The organism is Paracoccus broussonetiae, assembly GCF_031854425.1.
Classification (GTDB): domain Bacteria; phylum Pseudomonadota; class Alphaproteobacteria; order Rhodobacterales; family Rhodobacteraceae; genus Paracoccus; species Paracoccus broussonetiae.
In genome coordinates, this window is record NZ_JAVRQI010000006.1 from 243,265 (window position 1) to 269,420 (window position 26,156).

The window sequence follows — 26,156 nt, forward strand, 5'->3', positions numbered from 1 at the left end:
CCCTTACCGCTCGTCGGCGGTGCTTTTCTCCCGCTGCAAGACGACAGCAAGAACGATGATGACGCCCTGGATCGCCCCGTTCAGATAGGGGCTGACCAGATCGGCCAAATTCAGGATATTGTCGATCAATGACAGGATCAGCACGCCGACCACGGTGCCCCAGACCCGTCCGGTGCCGCCTTTCAACGCGGTGCCGCCGATGATGACCGCGGCGATCGCCTCAAGCTCCCACAGCACCCCGGTGGAGCCAGAAGCGGAACCAAGACGCGGCACGTAAAGCACGACCGCCAGCCCGACCAAAAGTCCAAGCAGGACATAGGTCATCAGCTTCACCCGGTTCACGTCGATGGCGGAATAGCGCGCCACGCGTTCGTTCGAGCCGATGGCCTCGACATGGCGGCCGAAGCGGGAATTCCGCATCATCCACTCACCCACGATGGCGACGATGGCAAAGGTGATGATCGGCCAGGTGATCCAGCCAAGGCCCCCGTAATAGACCGGGCGATACAATGTGCGCAGGCCGGATTGCAGGCTCAGCGTGCCGCCATCCGCCAGCCAGGTCACCAGCGAACGGAAGATGCCCATCGTCCCCAGAGTGACGATGAAGGGCTCGATCCGGGCCTTGGTGACAAGCGCGCCATTCAGATAGCCCGCGGCAACCCCACCCAGTAGGGCAACCCCCATGCCCAGCAGGATCGTGCCCCAGTTCGCCCCCAGTGCGGGCAGTGCGGCATTCATGGCGATGATCGCGATTCCGGCCAGGAAAGCGGCCATCGAACCGACGGACAGGTCCAGTCCGCCCGCCGTGATCACGAAGGTCATGCCCACGGCGATCATTCCGATGAAGGCCGAGCGCGCCAGCACGTTGGTGATGTTCGCTGGCGCCAGAAAGGACGAGTTCAGCATCGCGCCCAGCACGATCAGTGCGACCAGCGCGACGATGGGGCCAAGCGTATGCAGGTTCAGGCGTTTCATGCGGCCTCGCTGGTGACGCCCATTGCAAGGCGCACGATGTTTTCCTCGGTCATGGCAGCGCCGGACAACTCGCCCGCGATCCGTCCTTCGCGCATGACGAGAACGCGATCGGACAGGCCGATCACCTCGGTCATCTCGCTGCTGATGACGATGATGCTGCGGCCTTCATCCGCCAGCTTGCGGATGAAGGCATAGATCTGTCGCTTGGTCCCCACATCGATGCCGCGGGTCGGTTCGTCGATGATGATGATGCTGGGGTCGGGCAGCATGGTCTTGGCCAGCAGCAGCTTTTGCTGGTTGCCGCCCGACAGCTTGCCTGCCACGATGTCCCGGCGCGGGGCGCGGATGTCGAAATCCTGACGCGCCTGTTCGAAAGCGGCTTCCTCGGCTGGCTTGTCCAGCCGCCAGCCGCCAAAGCGTTCCAGCACCGCCAGCGTCAGGTTTTCGGTCAGGCCCTTCTCCAGCAGCAGGCCGGCTTCCTTGCGATCCTCGGTCAGGTAAGCCAGTCCGGCGGCGAAGGCATCCCGCAGGCTGCCGATGTGCGTGGCCTTGCCCGCGATGCGGATCTCGGCCCGGGCCGGGCGCAGGCCGACCAGTCCTTCGGCCAGTTCGGTTCGGCCCGATCCGACCAGACCGGCGATGCCCAACACTTCGCCCTTGTGCAGGGTCAGGCTGGCGTCGTGAACCTCGCCCGGAACGGTCAGGCCCCGAACCTCCAGCGCGGCTTCACCGATCGCGCGGCCCTTGGGCGGATAGAAGTCCTGCAACTCGCGCCCGACCATCGCCGCGGCCATGCCGTGTTCATCCAGCTCGCCCCGCAGGGCCTGCCGCACGACGCGGCCGTCCCGCAGGACGGTGATGCGGTCGGCAAGGTGGTCGACCTCTTCCAGCCGGTGCGAGCAGTAAAGCACAGCGACGCCACTGGCGCGCAGCCGGTCGATCTGTTCGTATAGCGCCCCGACCTCGCGATGGGTCAGGACGGCGCTGGGTTCGTCCATGATCAGGACGCGCGCATTGCGGGACAGCGCCTTCGCGATTTCGACCATCTGGCGGTCAGGGACCGAAAGGTCGCGGATCAGGGCATCCGGGTCGATGGGGCTGTGCAGGCGCTCCAGCAGGCTGGCAGTCTGGGCCCACATGGCGCTGTGATCAAGCCGCCAGCCGCCGGGTTCGCGGCCCAGAAACACGTTGGCCGCGACGCTGAGGTCCGGGGCAAGGTTGAATTCCTGATGGATGACAACGATCCCCGCGGCTTCGGCATCCGGCCCGCTGACGAAACGGCGCGGCGAGCCGTCCAGGACGACCTCTCCGCCGGTCGGGTCCAGGAATCCCCCAAGGATCTTCATGATGGTCGACTTGCCTGCGCCATTCTCGCCGATCAGGGCATGGACCTCGCCCGGCTCAAGCGCCAGATCGACCCCATGCAGGACCTGGATCGGTCCGAAGCTTTTCGAGACGTTGCGCAGGGCCAGCACGGTCATGTCGCGACCTCGACCCAGGCGCCGTCATGCGCGGACGAGGCCTGCGCAGCCGCGATGAGGGCCATGCCCGACAGCCCGGCGGCCAGCCCCGGCACCCGGTCGCGGCGCGAACTGTCCCCGCGGATGATGGCGGCGATGTCGTCATAGAGGTTCGCAAACCCCTCCAGATAGCCTTCGGGATGCCCAGGCGGTGTGCGGAACGAAGCCGAGCGATCCTGCGCACGGGTCAGGATCTGGGCGGGTGCGTCCTTGGGTGACAGGATCAGCCGCTCGCTGTCCTGAAGACGCCATTCCAGCGCCCCTTTTTCACCGAAAACCCGCAAGGACAGGCCGTTTTCCTGGCCTACGGCGACCTGGCTGGCCCAGATCCCGCCCTTGGCGCCCGAAGAATAGCGCAATGCAATCCGTGCATCGTCGTCGATGGGTCGCCCCGGCACCATGCTGGACAGGTCGGCAGACAGATGACTTGGGGTCTGGCCCGTGACGAATTGCGCCAGTTGCCAGGCATGGGTGCCGATGTCACCCAAAGCACCGGCCCCGGCGCGGGCGGGATCGGTGCGCCAGTCCGCCTGCTTGCTATGGGCTTCTTCGGACAGCCAGCCCTGAAGATACTCGGCCTGAACCATGCGGATCGCGCCAAGAGCGCCCTCGGCGACCAGCGCCCGCGCCTCTCGCACCATCGGCAGGGCGGAATAGTTGTGGGTCAGGAAGAAATCGGCCTTGCTGCTCGCCGCAGCCGCCGCGATCTGGCCCGCCTGTTCGGCCGTCGCGGCAAGAGGTTTGTCGCAGATGACATGGATGCCCGCGTTCAGGAAGGCAACGGCAGGGGCCGCATGCATGTGGTTCGGGGTCACGATGGCGACGGCCTGAATCCCGTCTTCACGTGCGGACTCGGCCTGGGCCATCTGGTGGAAGTCGTCATAGCTGCGCAGACCCAGCTCCGCCGCGCTGGCCGCAGCACGGGCGGGATCGCTACTCAGCGCGCCCGCGACCAGCTGGAAGCCCCCGTCCATGCGGGCCGCGATGCGGTGGATCGCGCCGATGAAGGCGCCGCTGCCGCCCCCAACCATGCCCAGCCGGATTGGAGTCGTCTTCATAGTCCAAGCGCCCTTTCGATTGCGCCACGATCGATGGCGCTGGCGGCAAAATCGTCGAAGGCATGGGGCGTGACGCGGATGATGTGGTCCCGCACAAAGCGCGCGCCTTCGCGGGCCCCGTCCTCGGGGTGTTTCAACGCGCATTCCCATTCGACGACCGCCCAGCCGTCAAAGCCGTATTGCGTCAGCTTCGAGAATACCGCGCCGAAATCAACCTGACCGTCGCCAAGGCTGCGGAAGCGCCCGGCACGATCGACCCAAGATTGATACCCGCCATAGACGCCTTGCCGTCCGTTCGGCCGGAACTCGGCATCCTTGACATGGAACATGCGGATGCGGTCGTGATAGATGTCGATATTCTGCAGGTAGTCCAGCTGCTGCAGGACATAATGCGACGGGTCATACAGCATGTTGGCACGCGCATGACCGCCCACCCGGTCCAGGAACATCTCGAAGGTGACGCCGTCATGCAGATCCTCACCGGGGTGGATCTCATAGCAGATGTCGACGCCTTGATCCTCGGCCAGGTCCAGCAGGGGCCGCCAGCGGTCCGCCAGCGTGTCGAAGGCGGCTTCAACCAGTCCCGGCGCGCGCTGCGGCCAGGGATAAAGATAGGGCCAGGCCAGCGCGCCCGAAAAGGTCGCCATCGCATTCAGGCCCAGAAGTCGGCTGGCGCGAATGGCCTTGCCGACCTGCTCGACCGCCCATTCCTGCCGCGCCTTGGGATTGCCGCGCAGCGGCGCGGGCGCGAAGGCGTCGAAGCCCGTATCGTAAGCCGGGTGCACGGCGACAAGCTGGCCCTGAAGATGGGTCGAAAGCTCTGTCACCTCGATCCCGCTGGCGGCGGCAATCCCCAGAAATTCGTCCCGGTAGTCCTGCGATTCGACCGCGCGGTCCAGATCCAGGATCCGCGGATCGTTCGTTGGAACCTGCACGCCCGCATAGCCGCAATCGGCGGCCCAGCGGGTGATGCCCTGCCAGCTGTCGAAGGGCGCGCCGTCCCCGATGAACTGCGCCAGAAACAGCGCAGGTCCCTTGATTGTCCGCATGGTGTTCCTCTCTCCGCATCCTCAGGCTGCACTGGCCTGAAATCGATTGCAAGAATTTCTTTGCTCTCTTGCGGCAAGGGGCTGCGCTACCCTATCGTGCGGGGATGGAGAAACTCCCTCCCCGTATTAAACTGGCAGATGTGGCGCGGCTGGCAGGGGTCTCGGCCTCGACGGTCAGTCGTGTTCTGTCCAACCCCGGACTGGTGGCCGAGGCGACCCGGTCCGCAGTGATTGAGGCGGTCGAGGCCAGCGGCTACCGCGTGAACCATGCCGCGCGAAACCTGCGCAAGCAGCGCACGGGCAGCGTGGTGGCGCTGGTCCCGAACCTTGGGAACCCGTTCTTCGCCAAGATCCTTGACGGCATGGGGCGGGAACTGGCTTCGGCGGGATATGACCTTCTGGTTGCCGATACGATGGACGGGCAGGGGCGGCATATTGCGTTGCAGCGTTTCCTGGACCCGTCGCGGGCGGACGGGATCATCCTGCTGGACGGGCTTGTACCCGCGGAAGACCTGCTTGGCGGAATTGAGATCCCCCCCGTCGTGACCGCCTGCGAATGGATCGAGGATGCGGATCTGCCCCGTGTCATGTTCGACAATCACGAAGGTGGCCGGATGGCCGTCCGGCACCTGCGGGATCTGGGTCACCGCCATGTTGGCCTGATCGGCGGCCCCGAGGAGAATGTCCTGCACAAGGCCCGGCTTGCGGGCGCGGGTGCCGCCGCCCCGGATGTCCGGCTGACCGTGTTTTCCGGCGACTTCACGCTTCAGGCGGGCCATGCCGCGGCCATGCAGTGGCAAGCCTTGCCGCCTGCAGAGCGTCCGGGCGCGATCTTTGCGTTTTCGGACGAGATGGCTTGCGCCTTCGTCGCGACGCTGCAACGGCACGGGTTCAGCGTGCCGCGCGATGTCTCGGTGGTCGGCTTCGACGATATCGAGCTTGTCTCGCATCTCAGCCCGGCGCTGACCACGATCCGCCAACCCAAGCGTGAGATCGGGCGGCAGGCGGCGCGCATCATCCTTGAGCGGATCGAAGGGCGCGACGTGCCGCCGATGACCCTGCTTGAGCCCCGGCTGATGCTGCGCGAGACGACGGCCCCGGCCTAAGCCTCGTCCGGTTCGCGAATGGCGCTGCCGGTGCCGGGCTGGCGGGCGATCAGGCGTGCCGCGTCAGCCAGTGGAAGCAGCGGCGGCAACGATGTCGGCGTCGCAAGATAATGCGGCGTCCAGATCGGATCGAACTTGTCCTTGAAGGCGCGCAGGCCTTCGAACCGATAGAAGCTGCCGCCGTGCCGGAAGATCAGCGACCCGAAGCGGTCCCAGACCCGGCGCGAGCGGTTGGGGTCCAGCCCCGACAGCGGTGCAAGCCCCAACGAGAAGGCGCCATAGCCCTGCTGCTTCAACGCAAGCATCAGCGCGATGAACATGAACTCCATCGTACCGGCAGGGGCATCGCTGCAGTGGCGCATCAGATCGATCGTCGCGACCTCGTGCCGGTCGGTGGTCATGACATTTCCGAAGGCCACGATCTCGCCATTGACGCGCACCAGCGCAAGCGTCCAGTGCTCCAGCCATTCGGGGTCGAAGCGGCCGATCGAATAGCCCTTTTCACGGGACTTCTTGGCCGAAAGCCATTCGTCAGAAATCCCGCGCAACTGCGCGATCAGGGCCGGGTCATGGGGTGGCGCGCTTAGATCCAGGGTCAAACCGTCGCGCCCTGCACGGGCATAGGTGGTGCGCAGGCGTTTGCGATCCGGACCGGACAGGTCGAAATTGCGCAGGTCGACGACCGCCTCCTCGCCCATCTTGTGGAGCGTCATCCCCAGGTCCAGCATCAGCGGCACATCGGCCGGCCCGACCTCGTAGAAGATGGGGCGGGCGCCCGCGCGCCGCGCCGCGTCGACAAAACTGTAGGCGACTTCCTCGCAGGCCTCTTCCTCTCCGACCGGGGGCCCATAGGCAAGCCAGGATGATCCCGCGACCCCGAACATCAAAAAGGCCGCGCCATTGTCCGAGAACATGATCGCCTTGTCGCCCGTCAGCACGAAACCCGCATCGGGATTGACCCCCTCCATCGCGATGTGGCCGGCTGCGGCCAGCGCGCGCGCATCGGGTGGCATCGGGCGAAAGCGCGGGATGCGCAGCAGCAGGAAAAGCGCGCCCAGCCCCACGGTCAGCCCGCCCAGCAGGGCCGAACGCAGGGCGCGCGGCGCGCGTTCATCGGTTGCGAACTGCCACCACAATTCGTTGGAATACGGGGTTTCCTTATGCGCGAAGAACAGCACAAAACCGAAGCCCGCGATGGCCGCGACCATCAGTGCGATCCAGCCCGGCGTCAGCGCGGAATGGGTCAGCAACGAGCGGCGATGGAACGCGCGGCGGAAGGGCATGAGGATCAGGACGCCGACGACCAGCGCCGAGGCCTGCTGCAGTTCGACCCCCTCGATCAGCGCGAAGACGGCGCCGATCAGCATCGCCGCCACCGTCAGCCAGAACGCCCCCAGGCTGCGGCGGACGACGCCCAGCGACAGCACGATCAGGCCGGCGCCAAGCGCGCTGGTCAGCAGGATCGACCCTTCGAGGAAGGCCAGCGGAAAGATCGATTCCGCGAATTCCGAGGTCTCGGTCATCGGGGGCAGCAGGGCCGAGACGCTCATCCACAGGCCGGAACCGAAAACCATCACCGCCAGCAGCAGCGGTGCCAGCGGGGACATGGCCCGCAGCGCCGGCTCGATGGCGGTCAGGGCGCGACCCAGCCCGGTGCGCGGATGGCTGCGGCCCAGAAGCCGCCACCCTTCGTAGACCGCAAGCAGGATCAGGGCGAGCGCGAAGGGGAAGAGATAATAGATCAGCCGGTACAGCAGCAGCGCAGCGGCCACGTTGTCGATCGGGACGCCATTGGGCATCGCGGCGATGATGACGCTTTCAAAAACCCCGACCCCGCCCGGAACGTGGCTGACGACGCCCGCCATCAGCGCCGCGGCAAAGACCGCGAGGAAGGTCGGGAAGCTGACCCCGGCATCGGGCAGCAGGATATATAGCGTCAGGGCGGAAAAGACGATGTCGCCCATGCAGATGACAAGCTGCGCACCCAGCACCGGCAGGCTGGGCGCGTGCAGGACAAAGCGGCCCAGCCGCAATTCCCGCCGCGTGATCGCCGCCCACAGCAGGGGCGCGGCCACCGCGCAGACGGCAGCGATGGCCAGCAGGCGAATGGTCGGCTCGGGCAAGGGCAGGATCGGACCCAGCGCCGACGGGTGGATCGCCAGCGCCGAAAATCCGATCAGCGAAGCCGCGATGCCGAAGGAGGCCGCGGTAAAGGTCGAGATCGCGGCGATGTCATAGCCGTCCAGCCCAAGCCCCGAATAGACGCGCCAGCGCACGGCGGCGCCGGAAATCGCCGAAAGTCCGATGGTATTGCCGAAGGCATAAGCCATCAGGCCCCCGGTCATCGCGACGGGCAAAGGCAATGGCTTGCCGATATGGCGCAGCGCCGACCAGTCATAGGCCGCAAGGAACAGATAGCCCGCGACGGTCGTCATCAGGGCGAGACCGGTCACATGCCAGGGCGTGCCGCGAATCTGGGCGGCGACCTCGCGGATGTCGACGGGTGCCAGCAGCTTGTTCAACGCGTAAAGCCCCGCCCCGAACAGCAGGAAAGCCGCGACATAGGGCAGGAATTGCCGCCACAAAGCGGGCGGCGCAAGGTCGTCGTCGGTCTGGGATGGCCCAGTTCGCATCAAGAAACTGCTCACCTAAGATCGTGCACAATCGGATTCGCCGGGCCTGACGGCCCAGGTCGGCGGGACTTTGATGCTGCATAGTGCAGCGTGAGGCCGTGCGAAAGATGCAGCCTCGCGTCACCTGCCGCGAGATTGCCCACCTGTGCCCACCGCCGGGACGTGCGCGAAATTCGTTGTCATCGCAAGACCCGGCACTACTGTGGTGCCGAATGGCATGGGGAAGGCCAAGGGGGGAACATGCAGATCGAAGGCCGGGTGTTCGTGATTTCCGGCGCGGGATCAGGCCTTGGGGCCGCTGTCGCGCGCATGGCCGCGGCTGGCGGGGCCAGAGTCGCGATCCTGGACGTGAATGCCGATGCGGGCGCGGCGATGGTCGCCGAGCTTGGGTCTTCGGCGCAGTTCTTTCGTGCCGATGTCACCGACGCAGCCGGGGGAGAGGTGGCGATCGCAGATGCCGTCCGCGCCTTCGGGCGGATCGACGTCGCGGTCAATTGCGCCGGTATCGCCCCCGGTGAACGCATTGTCGGTCGCGACGGCCCGCATGCGCTGGACAGTTTCGCGCGGGCCATCGGCATCAACCTGATCGGCACCTTCAACATCCTGCGCCTTGCCGCCGCCGCGATGACCCTGAACGATCCGGATGAGGGCGGGGAGCGGGGCGTGATCGTCAACACGGCCTCGGTCGCGGCCTTTGATGGACAGATCGGGCAGGCGGCCTATGCCGCGTCCAAGGGGGGTGTCGCCGCCCTGACCTTGCCCGCCGCGCGAGAATTGGCCCGACACGGGATCCGGGTCATGACCATTGCCCCCGGCATTTTCGCCACGCCGATGATGGCGGGCCTGCCGCAAGAGGTGCAGGACAGCCTTGGCGCGAACGTGCCTTTCCCGCCTCGGCTTGGCCAGCCTGCGGAATATGCCGCGCTGGTGCGCCACATCGTCGAGAACCAGATGCTGAATGGCGAGGTGATCCGTCTGGACGGCGCGCTTCGCATGGCCCCGAAATAGGACGGGACGGAAGGACGGACATGGACCCGATCGTCATCATCGGCAGCGCCCGGACCGCGATGGGCGCCTTTCAGGGCGAACTTGCGGGGGCGGATTCCCCGACCCTTGGCGCGACCGCGATCGCCGGCGCGCTTGACCGCGCGGGGCTTGCGCCAGAGGCCGTGCAGGAAATCATCATGGGCTGTGTCCTGCCCGCGGGGCAGGGGCAGGCCCCGGCGCGACAGGCGGCGATCCGGGCCGGGTTGCCGCTGGGCGCGGGGGCGACGACCGTCAACAAGATGTGCGGCTCGGGCATGAAGGCCGCGATGCTGGCCCATGACCTGATCGTTGCCGGTTCGGCCGGGATCGTCGTCGCGGGCGGCATGGAAAGCATGACGAATGCCCCCTATCTGCTGCCGAAGGCGCGGGGCGGCTATCGCATGGGTCACGGGCAGGTCATCGACCACATGTTCCTGGACGGGCTTGAGGATGCCTATGACAAGGGCCGCCTGATGGGCACCTTTGCCGAGGATTGCGCCGAAGCCTATCAGTTCACGCGCGAGGCGCAGGATGCCTATGCCATCGCCTCGCTTTCGCGCGCGCAGCGGGCCATTGCCGGGGGACGCCTCGCGGCCGAAATCGTGCCGGTTCATCTTGCGTCCCGCGCGGGCACGGCGGTTGTCGATACCGACGAACAGCCCGGCAAGGCGCGGCCGGAGAAGATCCCGACACTGCGGCCCGCCTTCCGCGAGGGCGGGACCGTGACCGCGGCGAACAGCTCCTCGATCTCGGACGGTGCCGCCGCGCTGGTCCTGATGCGCGCGTCCGAGGCGGAAAGGCGCGGGCTGAGGCCGCTGGCGCGCATCCTTGGTCATGCGACCCATGCCGACAAGCCCAGCCTGTTTCCGACCGCGCCGGTGGGCGCGATCCGCCGCCTGATGGAACGCACCGGCCTGGCCCTGACCGATATCGACCTGTTCGAGGTGAACGAGGCCTTTGCCGTCGTCGCCATGGCGGCGATGCGAGACCTGGGCCTGTCCCATGACGTCGTTAATGTCGATGGGGGCGCCTGCGCCCTGGGGCATCCGATCGGCGCGTCGGGAGCGCGGGTGATGGTGACGCTGCTGGCGGCGCTGGAGCATCGTGGGCTGCGCCGTGGCGTTGCCTCGCTTTGCATTGGCGGAGGAGAGGCGACCGCCATCGCCCTTGAACGGATGGACTAGGGCGCGCAGGGCGGGCTTTCCCGCCCACATGGAACATGGCGCGAACATCTGTTTGTGGTTCCGCGACACAGGCACTATCCCTGTGTCAACGAATCCAGAGATTTCCCGACTGAACTTCATGCAAGACCATCTGATGCCCCCGACCGTCGCCGCGCCCGTCAACCCCGAGGATGCGCCGACGCCCTGGCCGGTTGTGACACCAGAGGTGAGGGGAAAGGTCAATTTTGCCTGCTCGCAGAACGGGGTCTCGGTCCTGCGCGGCCTGCGCATTGCCAATCCGGGCAAAACCAGTTTGCGCGACGTGGTGCTGACACTGGGCGCGACGCCCGCCTTTCTGCGCGAAAAGCAGTGGCGCATCGACGAGATCGCGCCGGGCGCCGAGATCGAGCTGGGCGGCCTGGACACCACGCTTGATACCGCCTTTCTGGGCGGGCTGGACGAGGCCGAGATTGGCCAGCTTGAGTTTCGCGTAACCGTTGGCGACGCTCCGGCAGGCGACAGCCGGGTTCAGGTCGAACTTCTGGCCCGCGACGAATGGGGCGGACTGGGCGAGATGGACAACATCCTTGCCGCCTTCGTCTCGCCCAACCATCCGCAGGTGGCGCGGCTTCTGAAACAGGCGGCCGCCCTGCTTGAGGCAGCCGGACATTCCGCGGCGCTGGATGGCTATCAATCCGGCGATCCGCGCAAGGTCTGGATGGTGGCGGGCGCGATCTGGTCCGCGGCCACCGGTCTTGGGCTCAGCTATGCCGTGCCACCCGCTTCGTTCGAAGAACGCGGACAGCGGATCCGCGACCCCGAGCGGATCGTTTCGGCTGGCCTTGCAACCTGCCTCGATTCGACGCTCCTGCTGGCCGCGGCTTATGAGGCGGCGGGGCTGAACGCCTCGGTCCTGTTTTCTCGCGGCCATGCCTGGCTTGGGGTCTGGCTTGTGCCGAAGGATTTCGGCCAGCTGGTCGAACCGGACGTGGTGGCAGTCCGCAAAGCCTCGGTCTCGCGCGAATTCGTCCCGGTCGAGACGACCCTGCTGACGCATCGTCCCGGCATCGGCTTCGAAGAAGCCGTGGCTGCAGGCCGTGACCGCCTGGCCGAAGAGATCGAAACCGAATTCGTCCAGGCGGTGGACATCAACCGTGCCCGCGCTGCGCGCATCCGTCCGCTGGCCAGCCATCGCGACCTGCCCGCAGAGGATGGCGAGCAGGATCCGACGGCGCCCGCCGCCCTGCCGCGCCCGCTGGATGCGGGTCTTTTGCCGGGCGAACTGGCCGAAGAGATCCCCTCGACTGCATTGGGCCGCATCGAAAGGTGGCAGCGCAAGCTGCTGGACCTGTCGCTTTCGAACAAGTTGCTGAACTATCGCGAGACGCGGACCAGTGTGCCCATGGTCTGCCCCGACCTTGCCGCGCTTGAGGATCAGCTGTCGCGCGGGCGGGCTTATCGCCTGCTTGCGCTCAAGGACGAAAAGGCGGGGTCAGGGCGCGAACTGCCCGCCGATGAATTGCGCCGGATCGAGGATGAACTGGCCCGCGACGCGCTGGACAAGGGCCAGATTGCCGTGCCCTTGGGCGCGACCGAGATGGCGGCGCGTCTGACCGAGCTGTTCCGCCGCGCCCGCAGCGACGTGCAGGAAGGGGGCACGAACACCCTGTTCCTTGCGGCGGGTTTTCTGCGCTGGCGTCGCGGAGACAGTGACACCCGCCATTTCCGCGCGCCGCTGGTCCTGATGCCCGTCCGGCTTGAGCGGCGCTCGGCCCAGTCAGAATTCCGGCTTGCCCAGATCGAGGACGAGGTGCGCATCAACGCGACCCTGCTCGAGATGCTCAAGCGGGATTTCGAGTTGCGCATCCCCGAGCTTGAGGAGGACTTGCCGCGTGACGAAAGTGGGCTGGACCTGTCCCGCATCTTCGCAATCGTGCGCCAGCGCGTCCGCGACGTGGCCGGTTTCGAACTGGTCGAGGAATGCGCGCTATCGACCTTCTCCTTTGCCAAATATCTGATGTGGAAGGATCTTGTTGATCGTGCCGACAGCCTGCGCGAAAGCCCTCTGGTCCGGCATCTGCTTGACAGCCCGACCGAGGCCTTTGCCGGCGCGGCCGAGCCGATGCCGCATCCCTCGCGCATCGACAGCCAGCTTGCCCCCGCGGATCTGCTGGCGCCGCTGCCCGCCGACAGCTCGCAGCTTGCGGCCGTGCTTGCCGCGGCCGAAGGGCGGGATTTCGTCCTGATCGGCCCGCCGGGCACCGGAAAAAGCCAGACCATCGCGAATATCATCGCCGACCAGCTTGGCCGGGGCCGGACGGTGCTGTTCGTCGCCGAAAAGGCCGCGGCTCTGGACGTGGTGCAGCGCCGACTGGAACGTCTGGGACTGGGCAGCGCCGTTCTGGAGCTGCATTCGAACAAGGCCGACCGCAAGGCGGTGCTGGGCCAGCTTGGCCGGTCCTGGGACCGGGCAATCGAACCGGACGGCGGCCAGTGGGTCCGCGTGACCGACGATCTGCGCCTGTCCCGTGACCAGCTGAACGCCTATGTCACGGCGCTGCACCGGCCCGGAACCCAGGGTTTCAGCGTATTTCAGGCGATCGGGCGGGTCGTGGGCGGTCCAAAGCCGCTGCCGCTGCGCTTTGCGGGCAAGGATTGCCACGACGCCGACAGCTTTGCACGCCTGTCCGCGCTGGCCCGCGATCTGGGTACGCGCCATGCGGTTGTCGCCGATCTTGACCCGACCGGACCGCTGGCGCTGTTGCGGGCGACCGAATGGTCGTTCGGCTGGCAGGACGGGTTCATCGACGCTGCGCGGAACCTGCGGCTTGCGCTTGATGAACTGGGCGCCTCGCGCGTCGCTCTGGCGCGGGCGCTGGGTCATGCAGCACCGATTGCGGATGCGCCGGTGCTGATTTCCGTGCTTGACGCTCTACCCGCTGCCCGGCTGGGGCAAAAAGCGGTTGAACCCGCAGCGCTGTCCGGTCCCGCCGCGCTGCGACAGGCGGCGGCCATGCTGCGTGACACCATCGCCGCCTGTCGGCGGGCGCGTGGCGCACTGTCCGCAAGCTATGGCGATGACACCATCGCCCGCCTGCCGCTGGATGCGCTGGAGCTGCAATGGCGCGAGGCGCAGACCAAGTTCTGGCCATTGGGCGCACTGGCGCAGTCGAAGTTGCGCAAGTTGCTTCAGACCTATGCCTCCGGCGGAATCGCCGATCCTGCGACCGACCTGCCTGCACTGCGCGACCTTCAGCCGCTGCTGGCGCAGATCGCGGCCTGGGACCTTGCCGGACTTTCGGGCTTCGCGGGCGAGGCGAGCGATCTAGCGGCAATCGATGCCGCGCTGGATGCCGCCGAGGCCCATCTCGCGCTAGAGGAGCGCCTGATCACAGCGGGCATCGCCGCGCCCCAAATGGTGCAGCATCGCCGCGAATTGAGCGGCGCGGATGGTGGCTCCCTTGCGCCGTTGCTGCGTCGCCTTGCCGCCGCATTGGATAACGTCCGGGCCGGTGTCGCGGCCTTCGCCGTTGCGGGCGGACAGGCCGATGCCGACCATCCTCAGATTCTGGCCCTGCTGGCTGAGGTCGAGGCGCTGGCTCCTCGGTTCGCGGACTGGATGAAATGGCTGGCCGCGCGCCAGCAGGCCGAAGCGGCGGGACTTGCCCCGCTGGTCGATGCGGTCCTGTCCGGAACGTGCCTTGAGGATAGCGCCACTGCGTTCGAACGCGGTTACATGGCTTGGTGGCTACGGTTGGCCATCGATGCCTCTGCCGAACTTCGCGGCTTTGCGCATTGGGAGCATGACGCGCTGATCGGGCATTTCCGCGCCCTTGACCAGTCGATGACCGACCTTGCCCCGGCCGAGGTGATGCGACGCCTGTCCAACGACCTTCCCGCCCGCGACAGCGTGCCGCGACGCTCTGAACTTGGGGTGCTGCGCCATCAGCTGGGCCTGCAGCGGCCCACCGCCAGCATCCGGGGCCTGATCGGGCAGATGCCGGACAGCTTCCCGAAGCTGGCGCCTTGCGTGCTGATGTCGCCCCTGTCGGTGGCGCAGTACCTGCCCGCCGGTCAGGCGCAATTCGATCTGGTGATCTTCGACGAGGCCTCGCAGATCTCGACCTGGGACGCGATCGGGGCCGTGGCGCGCGGGCGTCAGGCGATCATCGTGGGGGATCCCAAGCAATTGCCGCCGACGAATTTCTTCGGGCGCGGCGACGATACCGAGGATCAGGTGGCCGAGATCGCCGAATATGAACGCGACATGCCCTCGATTCTTGACGAGGTCGGGGCGGCGGGGATTCCGACCCATCGCCTGAACTGGCATTACCGCAGCCGCGACGAGGCACTGATCGCCTTTTCCAACCACAATTACTATGACGGCAGGCTGGTCACTTTCCCCTCTCCCGAAGCGTCGGGACAGGCCGTGCGGCTGCATCCGGTCAAGGGTGTCTATCTGCGCGGACAGGGTCGCACCAATGCCGAAGAGGCCCGCGCCATCGTTTCCGCGATCCGCGAGCGGCTGACCGACTGGTTGGATCTGCCCGAGGTCGCGCGGCCGACGCTCGGCGTCATCACCTTCAACAGCCAGCAGCAGGGCCTGATCCTTGACCTGCTGGATGCCGAACGCAAGACCGCGCCCGAACTGGAGTGGTTCTTCTCGGACGAGCGGGAAGAGCCGGTGATCGTCAAGAATCTTGAGAACATCCAGGGCGACGAACGCGACGTGATGATGTTCTCGATTACCTTCGGCCCCGATCCCGCCGGCAAGATCTCGATGAGCTTCGGGGCGCTGAACAATGACGGCGGCGAAAGGCGGCTGAACGTCGCGGCGACGCGGGCAAGGGCTGAGCTGCACGTCTTCAGCTCGGTCGCGGCGGACCAGATCGATCTTGGCCGGACGCGGGCGCGCGGGGTGCGCGACCTGAAGGCCTTCCTGGACTTCGCGCAGCGTGGCGCGGTTGCGCTTGCGGCGCAGGATCAGGGATCGCTGGGCGCCGTTGAGTCACCCTTTGAGGCTGGGGTTCGTGATGCCCTGGCCGCGAAGGGCTGGGAGGTTCACAGCCAGATCGGCGTATCGGGTTTCCGTATCGACCTTGGCGTGCGCCATCCCGATCGGGCCGGGGCCTGGCTGGCCGGGATCGAATGCGACGGCGCGGCCTATCACAGCGCGGCGACGGCGCGGGATCGCGACCGTGTCCGACAGTCCGTGCTGGAGGGGTTGGGCTGGACCATTTTCCGCATCTGGTCGACCGACTGGTTCCGTCACCCGGTCGAGGCCGCGGCCCGCGTCGATGCCGCCCTGCGTCAGGCGCTGGAGGCGGATCGCGCGCGCCGGGCTGCCGCCGAACCCACGACCGACATTGCGGATGTGCCCTGCGACCAGCAGCCGCAAGAGGTCGGGCAGGATCCGGAATAGGGGACGAAATCGGGGCTTCACCCTTGCCCCGATCCGGGTCAACCTGCCGCCCGTAATCCAAGCACCGAAAGGATCTCTGCCGTGAGCGAGACGACGCAAGCCCCGACAACCGACCGGATCGACGCCGAGCCTCTGCGGCGCTGGTCCCGGATTCCGGTCCCAGTCATTGTCGACCTTGCGGCAGAATGCCAGATCGACATCGCGCTGCGGCCCCTGAAACCGGCGGGACAGCAGCCCGCGCTGTTCGGGCGCGCGGTGACGGCGCGCTGTGCACCCCCCGATTTCGGGGCGGTCCTGCGCGCCATCGGGACGATGCAGCGGGGCGATGTGCTGGTTATCGACGCGGGCGGGGAAGCTGCTTGGGCGATGATCGGCGATATTCTGGGCGGCCATCTGCACCGCATCGGGGCGGCGGGGATCGTGTGCGACGGCGCGGTGCGCGATACGGGTGCGCTGGCGGCGATGGAGGGGCTGTCGGTCTATGCCCGCCACATCAACCCGCGCGGGCCGACCGGGGCTGCGACGACCGAAGTGAACGTGCCCGTCACCATCGGCGGTTGCCGTGTCTCGCCCGGCGACATCATCATCGGGGATGATGACGGGCTTGCCGCGCTGACGCCCGGGCACCTGCTTGACCTGATCGGCCCGGCCGAGGCGAAGCTGATCCTTGAGGCGGAATGGACCCGTCGCCTTGCCGCCGACGAGCCCATTGCCAGGATCTTCAACCTGTCCTGACTGTCAGGACAGCAGCGGATTGATCCGCGAGGTATGGGGCTGGACCATGTCATAGGCATGGCCCAGTTCCAGTATCGCGCGGTCGCCAAGATGCGGCCCCATGATCTGCAACCCGATGGGCAGGCCGCTGGCGCCAAAGCCCGCCGGGACCGCAAGGGCTGGAAGGCCCGCCATGCTGGCCGGGATCACGACCTCCATCCAGCGGTGATAGGTATCCATGGCGCGACCCGCGATCTCGGTCGGCCAATGCAGGTCAGAATCGAATGCGAAAAGCTGCGCGGTGGGCAGGACCAGCGCGTCGTAGTCCCGGTAAAGCCCGCGCAGGTGTCTGAACCAGGCGCTGCGCTCGACCGAAGCGGTGTGGACCTGCGTCGCGGTCAGGCTGCGACCTTGCTCGATTTCCCAGATTGCCTCGGGCTTCAGCAGGTCACGGGTGGCGGGATTGTCGTAAAGCGCCCCCAGCTTGCCCGCGACGAGCCAGTTCCGAAGCGTGATCCAGGATGTCCACAGCCGCTCCATCGCGAAACCGATGCCGACCGGCTCGACCTTGCAGCCAAGCGTCTCGAACTGGGCAAGCGCGGTTTCGCAGGTCTCGATCAGGCCGGGTTCGGTCGCAAGATAGCCGTCCAGATCGCCCAGCCAGCCGATCCGCCTGCCTTTGACCTCGGCGTCCAGGGGCTGCGCGAATTCCTGCCCGTCGCCCGCAAGCGACAGGGGGTCGCGGGGATCATGTCCCGCCTGCGTCGCCAGCAGCATGGCAAGATCCGCGACGTTGCGCCCCATCGGCCCGTCGCAGGCCAGCTGATTCAGGTAAAGGTCCGGCCCCGCGCCGGGCACCCTGCCGAATGACGGGCGGAAGCCATAGACGTTGTTCCACCCCGCCGGATTGCGCAGCGATCCCATCATGTCGCTGCCATCCGCGACCGGAAGCATCCCGGTGGCCAGCGCCACCGCTGCGCCGCCCGAGCTGCCGCCGGCACTGCGGGCCGTGTCCCATGCCCCAAGCGTGGTGCCGAAGACCGGGTTGTAGGTATGCGAGCCAAGACCGAATTCCGGTGTATTGGTCTTGCCGATCAGGATGGCGCCCGCGGCGCGGATACGTTCGACCTGGATCGAATCCGCCGTCGGCACGCGCCCCTTCATCGCCGGAGAACCCATGACGGTCGCAATCCCGGCAGTGTCGCTGAGATCCTTGGGCGCTTGCGGCAACCCGTGCATCCAGCCGCGCGAACGCCCGGCGGCAATCTCGTCATCCGCCAAGCGCGCCTCGGCCATCAGGTCGTCCCGCGGGCGCATCGAGATCAGGGCGTTGAAGCGGGGGTTCAGCCGCTCGATCCGGTCCAGATACGCGCCCATCACCTCGGCACAGGAAAATTCGCGCGCGTGGATCCCGCGGCTCAGTTCCAGCGCCGTCAGGGTGGTCAGGGAATCCGATGGGGGGATCACGGGGGCGGTCATGGCAAATCTCTCCGGCCTCAATTTCTGGGCGAAAGATCAGCAGAATTCCCCCCCGACCTCAAGCGGGGCTGTCGCGCGCCCTAACCCGCGGGCGGCGGGGTCGTGCCGAAGCGTCGGAAAAATGCGGTGAAGGCATAAGCAGACAGCACCAGCGCCAACCCGCCCAGCACATGCGCGCCGAATCCGTGTCCCTTGGTTCCCGCCTCGGCGGCCAGCAGGAAGCACATGTTCGCATCAAGGCCCAGGGGCGCAGTGCGTGGATGGGCGCGCAGGATTGCCCCCGCCGCGATGAAGGGCAGGGCCAGCGCCAGTGCCATTCCTGCCGGATCGGGCAGCAGGAAATCCAGCCCGCGATAGCCAAGCGCGGCCGCCACCCCGATCGCCGACGCCGGTGGCATATAGGTCAGGATCGGGGCGGGATTGCGGTTGGACCCGATGATCAGGCTGAAGATGCTGAGCGACAGGGCGGTGCCCACCCCGGCAGGCCCGCCGATGAGCAGTAATACCAGCGTGCCCGCCATCGCCGCGCCTGCCGCGATCAGTCCATGCCCGATCACCGCGCCAATCCTGGGGGCGCGGCGTGGGGGCAGTGGTTCCGGCCGGGGCGGGGTGAACAGGAAGGTGATCACAGTGACCGCGACGACTCCGATCATGGTGCACCAGATCCGGTCCAATGCCAGCGCCGCGGCATCCACCGGATGGTCCATCGCCGGCACCAGCACGACGGCGACCGTGATTGCGGCCAGAAGGACGCCATAGCTGTAGACAGAGCCGATCCAATAGGCGATCGCAGTACCCAGCCCGACGGCCAGTCCCAGCACAAGGATCCTTGGCCCCGCATCGGGCAGCAGGGTCAGCGCCCACCACCCCAGAACCGCACCCAGGGCCGTTCCCGCCACCCGCAGGATCGCGCGCAGCAGAAGATCCTCGCGATGGGGCTGGGCCACGACCCAGACCGGCATTGCGGCCCAGAAAGGATTGTGCAGGCCAAGCTGCACGGCGATCACCAGCGAGATCGAGGCGGCGGCAAAGAGTTGCAGGGCGCGCAGCGCCCAGGAAAAGGCGGGGTTCATGGAACGGCGCTCGGATCTTGGTGCGGCTTGCTGTCCCCGTTGGTGCGACAGGGGGCAGCGGAATGCAACCGATTGTTCAGATCCGGAGCCGTTCAGGCAAAGGCGGCACTGATGTCCTTGGCGTCGCAGCCATTCGCAAGCAGCGCGGCCAGCAGGATGCGTGCCTGCCCGGGACGCAGCAGCCTCGAATGGATGGCACCCGCCAGTGCAAGGTCGTGGCCGCCGCCCCCGCCGCCATAGGCCGGGGCAAGCCTGCCTTCCGGAACGCGGCTGCTGACGACGACCGGCACACCGCGCGCGCGGGCGCGGGTGACGGCTTCGACGATTTCCGGCGTCCCATTGCCCGATCCCAGGGCGGCAAGGACGATCCCACGCGCACCTGCCTCAAGGCTCGCGTCCAGATGCACCGCGTCGCCACCCGGATGCAGGGCGACGATGTCGACCCGCATCTCGGCGACCGGGCGCGGCAGGGGGGGCAGGTCGGGCGCGCTCGCCGCGGCACCAGTCGCCGCCTGCGCAAAGGCATCGGCGCGGTCCGAGGCAAGCTTGTAAAGCCCCCAGGCCGGAAGCGCGCGACCGCCAAAGACCACGCGCACGCCGGTGCCATCCAACGCGGACAGCAGGGCGTCATGCAGGTTCCGCGGTCCATCCGCATTCGGACTGTCGGCCGAGAATTGCGCGCCGGTCAGGATCACCGGCTTTCCTGCGCCATGACGCAGGTGCAGCAGCAGTGCGGTTTCCTCCATCGCGTCGGTGCCGTGCAGGACGACCACGCCGGAAACCGCAGGGTCGGCCAGTTCGGCCCCCACGCGGTCGCTGATCGCCTGCATGTCAGCCAGCGTCAGGCACGAGGAATCCTTGGCCAGCAGCTCGACCGCGCGCAGCCGCAGGGGCATCGGTGGCAGAATGTCCAGCAGGTCCTGCCCGCTGAGGCTGGGGCTGGCGGCACCGTCCCGGTCCTTGCGGCTGGCAATGGTGCCCCCGGTCGCGATGACCGCGACCAAGGGGGTATTCTCGGGCGACGTCACAGATGGAACTCCGTCTTTCCGGTCTTCGCCAGAGTATTGATGCGGTCACGGGCCAGATACCAGCCGACGATCAGCGCGGGAACGATGATGACCAGCAGCGCAACGGTCCAGGTGCCGATAGGGTAATCGAAGGCCATCAACACAACGACCCCCAGCAGGAAGGCCAGCGTCGCGATCCCGGTATAGGGTGCGCCGAACATGCGGAAGTCCGGGCGCGCGATCTTGCCATGCCGCGCCAGGTGCCACAGCTTCAATTGGCACAGCACGATCACACCCCAGGCGGTGATGATGCCAAGCGCCGCGACGTTCATCGCGATCTCGAAGGCTTGCGAGGGCACGACCGCGTTCAGGATCACCCCAAGGACGGTGACGCCCGCCGTGACCATGATTCCCATATAGGGCACACCCTGCCGGTTCATCCGCGCCAGCGACCGGGGGGCCGAGCCGGCAACCGCCATCGAATGCAGGATGCGTCCGGTGGAATACAGGCCCGCGTTCAGCGACGACAGCACGGCGGTCAGGACCACCAGGTTCATGATGACATCCGCACCCTCGACCCCGATCGCACCGAAGAAGGTGACGAAGGGGCTCTCGCCCGATTTGTAGGCGGTATAGGGCAACAGCAGCGTCAGCAGCAGGACCGAGCCGACATAGAAGACGACCAGCCGGAAGACGACCGTGCGGATCGCGCGGGGCATGACCTCGCGCGGGTCTTCGGTTTCGCCCGCGGTGGTGCCGATCAGCTCGATCGAGGCATAGGCGAAGACGACCCCCTGGATCACGACCAGCGCGGGCATGATGCCATGTGGAAACCAGCCGCCCTCTTGCGAGATCAGGTGCAGGCCGGGGGTATGGCCGCCGACCGGCGTGCCGGTCAGGACGAACCAGATGCCGATGGCCAGGAACAGGACCAGCGACAGGACCTTGATAAGGCTGAACCAGAACTCAAGCTCGCCGAAGACCTTGACCGACAGCATGTTCATCGCCAGCACGACGACCAGCGCGGCAAGGGCGAACATCCATTGGTCGATGCCTGCAAGCCAAGGCACATAGGCCTTGAAGAAGTTCATGTAGACGGCGACGGCGGTCACGTCCGCGACCGAGGTCATCGCCCAGTTCAGCCAGTACATCCAGCCCGCCGCGAAGGCCATCTTCTCGCCATAGAACTCGCGGGCATAGGACACGAAAGACCCCGAACTGGGTCGGTGCATGATCAGCTCGCCCAGGGCGCGCAGGACCAGAAAGGCGAAAAAGCCGCAAAGGGCATAGATCAGCACTAGCGAGGGCCCGGCAACGGCAAGCCGTCCGCCCGCGCCCAGGAACAGTCCCGTGCCGATGGCGCCACCGATGGCGATCATCTGGATCTGCCGCGGCTTCAGCGCCTTGTGAAAGCCCGCCTCTTCCGCGGCAAAGACCTGCCCCTCTGCAGGCGTCGAATTCTCTTGAAGTGCCATGTGATCTCCGTCCCGTCGCGTTTCGCTGGGCAGGCAGGTCCGGCCGGGCCTGCCCTCTTCGGGGTGCAATGCTGACAAGCTGTCTGACAGATCTGGCGTTTACTCGCGGCGAAACTTCGTCGTCAAGAAAAAAACATGCCGCGGCCCGAAGCTCGGACCGCGGCAGTATAATACCAATCCACCGCCCGGCAAAGGCGGTGGAAACGGGGATCAGACGCGTTCCAGCGCGATGGCGATGCCTTGGCCCACGCCGATGCACATCGTGGAAAGCGAGCGTTTCCCACCGGTTAGCTGCAACTCCAGCGCGGCTGTCCCGGTGATGCGGGCACCCGACATGCCCAGCGGATGGCCCAGTGCGATAGCGCCACCATTGGGGTTCACGCGCGGATCATCATCGGCGATCCCAAGGTCGCGCAATGTCGCCAGACCCTGCGCCGCGAAGGCCTCATTCAACTCGATCACGTCGAAATCGGACTGCACCAGGCCAAGCCGGGACATCAGTTTCTTCGATGCGGGCGCGGGACCGATTCCCATGATGCGCGGGGGAACGCCCGCAGTCGCACCGCCCAGGACGCGCGCGATCGGGGTCAGCCCGTATTTCCGCGCCGCCGCCTCCGAGGCCAGGATCAGCGCCGCCGCCCCATCGTTCACACCCGAGGCATTGCCCGCCGTGACCGAGCCGTTTTCGAACAGCGGGCGCAGCTTGGCCAGTGCCTCGGGCGTGGTGGCGCGGGGATGTTCGTCGCGATCTACCACGACCGGATCGCCCTTGCGCTGGGGGATGGTCACCGAGATGATCTCGCGCGCCAGACGGCCATTGGCTTGCGCGTCCGCGGCCTTGCCTTGCGAGGCCAGAGCCATGGCATCCTGCGCCTCGCGCGAGATGCCGAAATCATCGGCGACGTTCTGGCCGGTCTGCGGCATGGAATCCACGCCATATTGCTTTTTCATCAAGGGGTTGATGAAGCGCCAGCCAATCGTGGTGTCATGGATTTCGGCCGCGCGCGAAAACGCGGTCTCGGCCTTGGGCATGACGAAGGGGGCGCGCGACATTGACTCGACCCCGCCCGCGATCATCAACTCGGCCTCGCCGGCCATGATCTGGCGCGCGGCGGCAAGGACCGCATCCATGCCCGATCCGCAGAGCCGGTTGATCGTGGTGCCCGTCACCTCGACCGGCAGCCCGGCCAGCAAGGCGGACATGCGGGCGACGTTGCGGTTGTCCTCTCCGGCCTGGTTGGCGCAGCCATAGATCACGTCATCGACGGCCGCCCAGTCGACGCCCTGATTGCGCTCCATCAGCGCGCGCAGCGGGACCGCGCCCAGATCGTCGGCACGCACGGCAGACAAAGCGCCGCCGAAGCGCCCGATGGGGGTGCGGATATAGTCGCAGATATAGACTTCGGTCATCTCACAGCTCCGGAACGATCAGGTCGGCGACATCGCCATCCAGATGCAGGGTTGCGCCGGTCAGGGATTGTAGCTCGTCGAAGGACATCGAGGGCAGCTTTTCGATCAGGACGAAGCGACCGTCCCGGACATCGACCACCGCGAGCGAGGTATAGACGCGGGTGACGCAGCCAACACCGGTCAGCGGCAGCGCGCATTTCTGGACCAGCTTCGGCTTGCCATCCTTGGTCACATGCTCGGTGATGACGGCCACGCGCTTCGCGCCATGGACCAGATCCATTGCGCCGCCAACTGCAGGGACACCCTTGGGGCCGGTCGACCAGTTCGCCAGATCGCCGGTCTCGGCGACCTCATAGGCGCCAAGGATCGCGACATCCAGATGCCCGCCGCGCACCATGGCGAAGCTGTCGGCGTGATGGAAAAACGCGGTGCCGGGCTTGATCGTCACGGCCTTCTTGCCGGCGTTGATCAGATCCCAGTCCTCTTCGCCGGGGGCGGGAGCCTCGCCAAAGCCAAGAATGCCGTTTTCGGTGTGAAAGATCGCCTGACGGCCGGGGGGCTGGAATTTCGCCACCATCTCGGGGAAGCCAATGCCCAGGTTGACATAGGCGCCGTCGGCAATGTCCTGCGCCGCGCGCCATGCGATCTGGGTCGAGGTGAGTTTCGTGGTCATTCTGCGACCTCCGGATAGACGGCATTGGCGCGGTTAAGGGCTTCTTCCTGCGCGGGGTTCGCGACCTCGACCACGCCCTGCACGAAGATGCCGGGAGTGATGACGGTTTCGGGATCGATGGCGCCCGGTTCGACCAGCTCTCCGACCTGCACGATGGCGGTGCGGGCGGCCATGCACATCAGCGGCCCGAAGTTCCGCGCCGCCATGCGATAGGTCAGGTTGCCAAGCTTGTCGCCCTTGTCGGCCTTGACCAGCGCGTAATCGGCCTTCAGCCAGCGTTCCTGGACATAGGGACGCCCTTCAAATTCCTCGACGGGTTTGCCCTTGGCCAGATCGGTGCCAAAGCTGGTGGGGGTATAGAAGGCCGGGATGCCAGCCCCGCCCGCGCGGATGCGTTCGGCCAAGGTACCCTGCGGGACCAGTTCCAGTTCGATCTTTCCGGCCAGGTAAAGCTCGGTGAAGACGCGGGGGTCGGCGGACCGCGGGAAGGAGCAGATCAGCTTCGCGACCATGCCCTGTTCGATCAGTGCCGCCAGCCCGACATGCCCGTTCCCGGCGTTGTTGTTAACAACCGTCAGGTTCTTGGGGCTACCCGTCGCCAGGAAGCGGTCGATCAGCGCGTGGATCAGTTCGATCGGTGCGCCCGAGCCGCCGAAGCCGCCGATCATCACCGTCATTCCGTCTTCGATCCCCGCCACAGCGGCGGCAAGATCGGGAAGGGTCTTGTCCATGGGTCCTCCTGTGCGGGCCAAGGCCGCAGGTCTGCACGGATGGCCTACACAACCGGGACGGCTTCCGTCCATGCGGTTTGTGCGATATGCTGTCGTTTGTTCGCATATCGCACAGCGGGGCCGGGATGAGCATCAACGACCGCGATCTGATGGGCGGCCTTGCCAAGGGGCTGCGCGTGATCGAGACCTTCACCGCCGAACATCCCCGCCAGTCCATCGTCGAGGTCGCGGCGGCCTCGGGGCTGGACCGGGCCACGGCGCGGCGCTGCCTGCTGACGCTGGCACAGGGTGGCTATGCCGATTACGACGGCAAGTTCTTCACCCTGACGCCGCGGGTGCTGCGGCTGGGGACGGCCTGCCTTGCGACGATGCCGCTGCCCCAGATCGTCCAGCCAAACCTTGATCGGCTGTCCGAGGAGATCGGCGAAAGCTCGTCAGTCTCGATCCTCGACGGGGCCGAGATCGTCTATGTCGCCCGCGCGGCGCAGCGCCGGGTCATGTCCATTGCCTTGATGCCCGGCTCGCGGCTGCCGGCATGGTGCACCTCGATGGGGCGGGTGATGCTGGCGGCGCTGTCCGAGGCGGAATTGCAGCCGCTGCTGGCGATGGCGCCCTTTCCGGCGCGCACGCCCCTGACCCTGACCGATGCCGGCCAGCTGCTTGAGGAGTTGGCCCGGGTGCGTCGCGACGGGCACGCGGTCATCGATCAGGAGGTCGAGATGGGTCTGCGTTCCATCGCGGTGCCGCTGCTGAACGGGCGGGGCAGGGTGGTCGCTGCGGTCAATGTCGGCCTGCCGGCGGCCCATGCGACGGTCGAGGATCTGCGCACACGCTTCCTGCCGCATCTGATGCGGTTGCAGGCCGATCTGCGGGGGCTCTTGCGCTAGCTCGACGGTTCGCTGGTCCCGCCGCGCGGGGCCGATGAGGTCGCGATCCAGGTCATGGCGCGCTCGACTTCGCCCAGATGGTCACGCATGGCGTCGACTGCGCCGGACTCGTCGCCGCGCGAAATCGCCTCGGCAATCCGGCGGTGTTCCCGGTTCGAGGCGATGCGCCGATCCGCCATCAGGTTCACCAGTTCGGATTGCTGCATCAGCGCCTCGCGCGATTCCTGCACGACGCGCGCGAAAAGCGCGTTCTGCGAGGCTTCGGCAATCTGGCAGTGGAAATCGGAGTCCAGCCGGACCCAGGTCAGGGAATCCGTCTCGCGCTCCATCCCGTCGCACAGGTCAAGAAGCCGCGCGACCTGCGCATCGGTGCGGCGCAGCGCAGCCCAGCCGGCGGCCGGGATCTCGATATGCGGGCGGGCCTCGACCAGATCGCGCGCCGAGATCGTCCCGTAATCCAGTTCGCTGCGCTGGGTGGCCGAGATGACGAAACTGCCGCTGCCGCTGCGGCTGCGGGTCAGTCCCAGCGTTTGCAGCGAGCGCATGGCTTCACGGATGATCGGGCGGCTGACGCCATAAGCCTCGGCCAGACGCGACTCGGAAGGCAGTCGACTTCCGACCGCGACGCGGCCCCCCAGGATCGCGCCGCGCAGATCCTCGAACACGACCTCTGCCGCGTTCTTGCGACTGATCGGTGCTTTTTCTGTCAACCAGTCCGACAAGCTCATCTCGACTTTCATGCTTTGAAGCGCCCC

General features: G+C 66.7%; 19 protein-coding genes. 6 read left to right on the plus strand and 13 right to left on the minus strand.

The genetic code is table 11. The annotated features are described in order from the left end of the window. Nucleotides 1–3: 3 nt before the first annotated feature. The 4 genes from RM190_RS09905 to RM190_RS09920 are packed head-to-tail and all read right to left on the minus strand — an operon-like array spanning nucleotide 4 to nucleotide 4,602. Entirely contained in the window at nucleotides 4–975 is a 972-nt protein-coding gene (locus RM190_RS09905) for an ABC transporter permease (RefSeq protein ID WP_311759265.1), read from the minus strand. Next, a complete protein-coding gene (locus RM190_RS09910) occupies nucleotides 972–2,456 on the minus strand; it encodes a sugar ABC transporter ATP-binding protein (RefSeq protein WP_311759266.1) in 1,485 nt (494 codons plus the stop codon). The genes RM190_RS09905 and RM190_RS09910 overlap by 4 nt, the downstream gene beginning before the upstream one ends. Continuing rightward, nucleotides 2,453–3,553: a Gfo/Idh/MocA family protein gene (locus RM190_RS09915; RefSeq protein WP_311759267.1), complete on the minus strand. Its 1,101-nt coding sequence runs from the start codon at nucleotides 3,551–3,553 to the stop codon at nucleotides 2,453–2,455. The genes RM190_RS09910 and RM190_RS09915 overlap by 4 nt, the downstream gene beginning before the upstream one ends. After that, on the minus strand, nucleotides 3,550–4,602 hold the full coding sequence (locus RM190_RS09920; protein ID WP_311759268.1) for a sugar phosphate isomerase/epimerase family protein: 1,053 nt from the start codon (nucleotides 4,600–4,602) through the stop codon (nucleotides 3,550–3,552). The genes RM190_RS09915 and RM190_RS09920 overlap by 4 nt, the downstream gene beginning before the upstream one ends. A 104-nt stretch (nucleotides 4,603–4,706) precedes the next feature. On the opposite strand from RM190_RS09920, the gene RM190_RS09925 reads away from it, so the two are divergent. Further along, nucleotides 4,707–5,708: a LacI family DNA-binding transcriptional regulator gene (locus RM190_RS09925; protein WP_311759269.1), complete on the plus strand. Its 1,002-nt coding sequence runs from the start codon at nucleotides 4,707–4,709 to the stop codon at nucleotides 5,706–5,708. Here RM190_RS09925 and mprF read toward each other — a convergent pair. Then, nucleotides 5,705–8,341, minus strand: a complete 2,637-nt coding sequence (gene mprF / locus RM190_RS09930; protein ID WP_311759270.1) for a bifunctional lysylphosphatidylglycerol flippase/synthetase MprF — start codon at nucleotides 8,339–8,341, stop codon at nucleotides 5,705–5,707. The genes RM190_RS09925 and mprF overlap by 4 nt on opposite strands. A 240-nt stretch (nucleotides 8,342–8,581) precedes the next feature. On the opposite strand from mprF, the gene RM190_RS09935 reads away from it, so the two are divergent. The 4 genes from RM190_RS09935 (at nucleotide 8,582) to RM190_RS09950 (ending at nucleotide 16,687) form a co-directional block, all read left to right on the plus strand. After that, entirely contained in the window at nucleotides 8,582–9,349 is a 768-nt protein-coding gene (locus RM190_RS09935) for an SDR family NAD(P)-dependent oxidoreductase (protein ID WP_311759271.1), read from the plus strand. Between the two features lie 20 nt (nucleotides 9,350–9,369). Further along, nucleotides 9,370–10,551 carry an acetyl-CoA C-acyltransferase gene (locus RM190_RS09940; RefSeq protein WP_311759272.1) on the plus strand — a complete coding sequence of 394 codons (1,182 nt, stop codon included), beginning with the start codon at nucleotides 9,370–9,372 and terminating at the stop codon, nucleotides 10,549–10,551. 118 nt (nucleotides 10,552–10,669) lie between these two features. Beyond that, complete coding sequence (locus tag RM190_RS09945) at nucleotides 10,670–15,952, plus strand: DUF4011 domain-containing protein (RefSeq protein WP_311759273.1); 5,283 nt, start codon at nucleotides 10,670–10,672, stop codon at nucleotides 15,950–15,952. An 81-nt stretch (nucleotides 15,953–16,033) separates the two neighbouring features. Next, nucleotides 16,034–16,687, plus strand: coding sequence for an RraA family protein (locus tag RM190_RS09950; protein WP_311759274.1), 654 nt, complete (start codon nucleotides 16,034–16,036; stop codon nucleotides 16,685–16,687). Nucleotides 16,688–16,690: 3 nt separating this feature from the next. Here RM190_RS09950 and RM190_RS09955 read toward each other — a convergent pair whose 3' ends face one another. The 7 genes from RM190_RS09955 to RM190_RS09985 all read right to left on the minus strand — a co-directional run bounded on the left by RM190_RS09955 (nucleotide 16,691) and on the right by RM190_RS09985 (nucleotide 24,514). Next, on the minus strand, nucleotides 16,691–18,145 hold the full coding sequence (locus RM190_RS09955) for an amidase (RefSeq protein ID WP_311759275.1): 1,455 nt from the start codon (nucleotides 18,143–18,145) through the stop codon (nucleotides 16,691–16,693). A gap of 80 nt (nucleotides 18,146–18,225) precedes the next feature. After that, nucleotides 18,226–19,218 (minus strand): FUSC family protein, encoded by a 993-nt coding sequence (locus tag RM190_RS09960; protein WP_311759276.1) that lies wholly within the window; start codon nucleotides 19,216–19,218, stop codon nucleotides 18,226–18,228. Between the two features lie 92 nt (nucleotides 19,219–19,310). Then, the gene (locus RM190_RS09965) at nucleotides 19,311–20,246 is read right to left on the minus strand and encodes an asparaginase (RefSeq protein ID WP_311759277.1); all 936 of its coding nucleotides are present in this window, start codon (nucleotides 20,244–20,246) and stop codon (nucleotides 19,311–19,313) included. After that, nucleotides 20,243–21,700 carry an amino acid permease gene (locus RM190_RS09970; RefSeq protein WP_311759278.1) on the minus strand — a complete coding sequence of 486 codons (1,458 nt, stop codon included), beginning with the start codon at nucleotides 21,698–21,700 and terminating at the stop codon, nucleotides 20,243–20,245. Before RM190_RS09970 ends, RM190_RS09965 begins: the two co-directional genes overlap by 4 nt. 210 nt (nucleotides 21,701–21,910) lie before the next feature. Further along, nucleotides 21,911–23,110: a 3-oxoadipyl-CoA thiolase gene (pcaF, locus tag RM190_RS09975; protein ID WP_311759279.1), complete on the minus strand. Its 1,200-nt coding sequence runs from the start codon at nucleotides 23,108–23,110 to the stop codon at nucleotides 21,911–21,913. Between the two features lies 1 nt (nucleotide 23,111). Then, on the minus strand, nucleotides 23,112–23,783 hold the full coding sequence (locus tag RM190_RS09980; protein WP_311759280.1) for a 3-oxoacid CoA-transferase subunit B: 672 nt from the start codon (nucleotides 23,781–23,783) through the stop codon (nucleotides 23,112–23,114). Further along, on the minus strand, nucleotides 23,780–24,514 hold the full coding sequence (locus tag RM190_RS09985; protein ID WP_311759281.1) for a 3-oxoacid CoA-transferase subunit A: 735 nt from the start codon (nucleotides 24,512–24,514) through the stop codon (nucleotides 23,780–23,782). The genes RM190_RS09980 and RM190_RS09985 overlap by 4 nt, the downstream gene beginning before the upstream one ends. A 125-nt stretch (nucleotides 24,515–24,639) precedes the next feature. Between RM190_RS09985 and RM190_RS09990 the strand changes: the two genes are divergently transcribed. Then, complete coding sequence (locus tag RM190_RS09990) at nucleotides 24,640–25,401, plus strand: IclR family transcriptional regulator domain-containing protein (protein WP_311759282.1); 762 nt, start codon at nucleotides 24,640–24,642, stop codon at nucleotides 25,399–25,401. Here the strand turns inward: RM190_RS09990 and RM190_RS09995 are convergent. After that, on the minus strand, nucleotides 25,398–26,141 hold the full coding sequence (locus RM190_RS09995; protein ID WP_311759283.1) for a FadR/GntR family transcriptional regulator: 744 nt from the start codon (nucleotides 26,139–26,141) through the stop codon (nucleotides 25,398–25,400). The genes RM190_RS09990 and RM190_RS09995 overlap by 4 nt on opposite strands. Nucleotides 26,142–26,156 lie beyond the last annotated feature (15 nt).

Bases quoted from the DNA above. Each gene is read 5' to 3' on its own strand.
- RM190_RS09905 (WP_311759265.1), bottom strand. From the start codon at position 975: ATGAAACGCCTGAACCTGCATACGCTTGGCCCCATCGTCGCGCTGGTC.
- RM190_RS09910 (WP_311759266.1), bottom strand. From the start codon at position 2,456: ATGACCGTGCTGGCCCTGCGCAACGTCTCGAAAAGCTTCGGACCGATC.
- RM190_RS09915 (WP_311759267.1), bottom strand. From the start codon at position 3,553: ATGAAGACGACTCCAATCCGGCTGGGCATGGTTGGGGGCGGCAGCGGC.
- RM190_RS09920 (WP_311759268.1), bottom strand. From the start codon at position 4,602: ATGCGGACAATCAAGGGACCTGCGCTGTTTCTGGCGCAGTTCATCGGG.
- RM190_RS09925 (WP_311759269.1), top strand. From the start codon at position 4,707: ATGGAGAAACTCCCTCCCCGTATTAAACTGGCAGATGTGGCGCGGCTG.
- mprF (WP_311759270.1), bottom strand. From the start codon at position 8,341: ATGCGAACTGGGCCATCCCAGACCGACGACGACCTTGCGCCGCCCGCT.
- RM190_RS09935 (WP_311759271.1), top strand. From the start codon at position 8,582: ATGCAGATCGAAGGCCGGGTGTTCGTGATTTCCGGCGCGGGATCAGGC.
- RM190_RS09940 (WP_311759272.1), top strand. From the start codon at position 9,370: ATGGACCCGATCGTCATCATCGGCAGCGCCCGGACCGCGATGGGCGCC.
- RM190_RS09945 (WP_311759273.1), top strand. From the start codon at position 10,670: ATGCAAGACCATCTGATGCCCCCGACCGTCGCCGCGCCCGTCAACCCC.
- RM190_RS09955 (WP_311759275.1), bottom strand. From the start codon at position 18,145: ATGACCGCCCCCGTGATCCCCCCATCGGATTCCCTGACCACCCTGACG.
- RM190_RS09960 (WP_311759276.1), bottom strand. From the start codon at position 19,218: ATGAACCCCGCCTTTTCCTGGGCGCTGCGCGCCCTGCAACTCTTTGCC.
- RM190_RS09970 (WP_311759278.1), bottom strand. From the start codon at position 21,700: ATGGCACTTCAAGAGAATTCGACGCCTGCAGAGGGGCAGGTCTTTGCC.
- pcaF (WP_311759279.1), bottom strand. From the start codon at position 23,110: ATGACCGAAGTCTATATCTGCGACTATATCCGCACCCCCATCGGGCGC.
- RM190_RS09980 (WP_311759280.1), bottom strand. From the start codon at position 23,783: ATGACCACGAAACTCACCTCGACCCAGATCGCATGGCGCGCGGCGCAG.
- RM190_RS09985 (WP_311759281.1), bottom strand. From the start codon at position 24,514: ATGGACAAGACCCTTCCCGATCTTGCCGCCGCTGTGGCGGGGATCGAA.
- RM190_RS09990 (WP_311759282.1), top strand. From the start codon at position 24,640: ATGAGCATCAACGACCGCGATCTGATGGGCGGCCTTGCCAAGGGGCTG.
- RM190_RS09995 (WP_311759283.1), bottom strand. From the start codon at position 26,141: ATGAAAGTCGAGATGAGCTTGTCGGACTGGTTGACAGAAAAAGCACCG.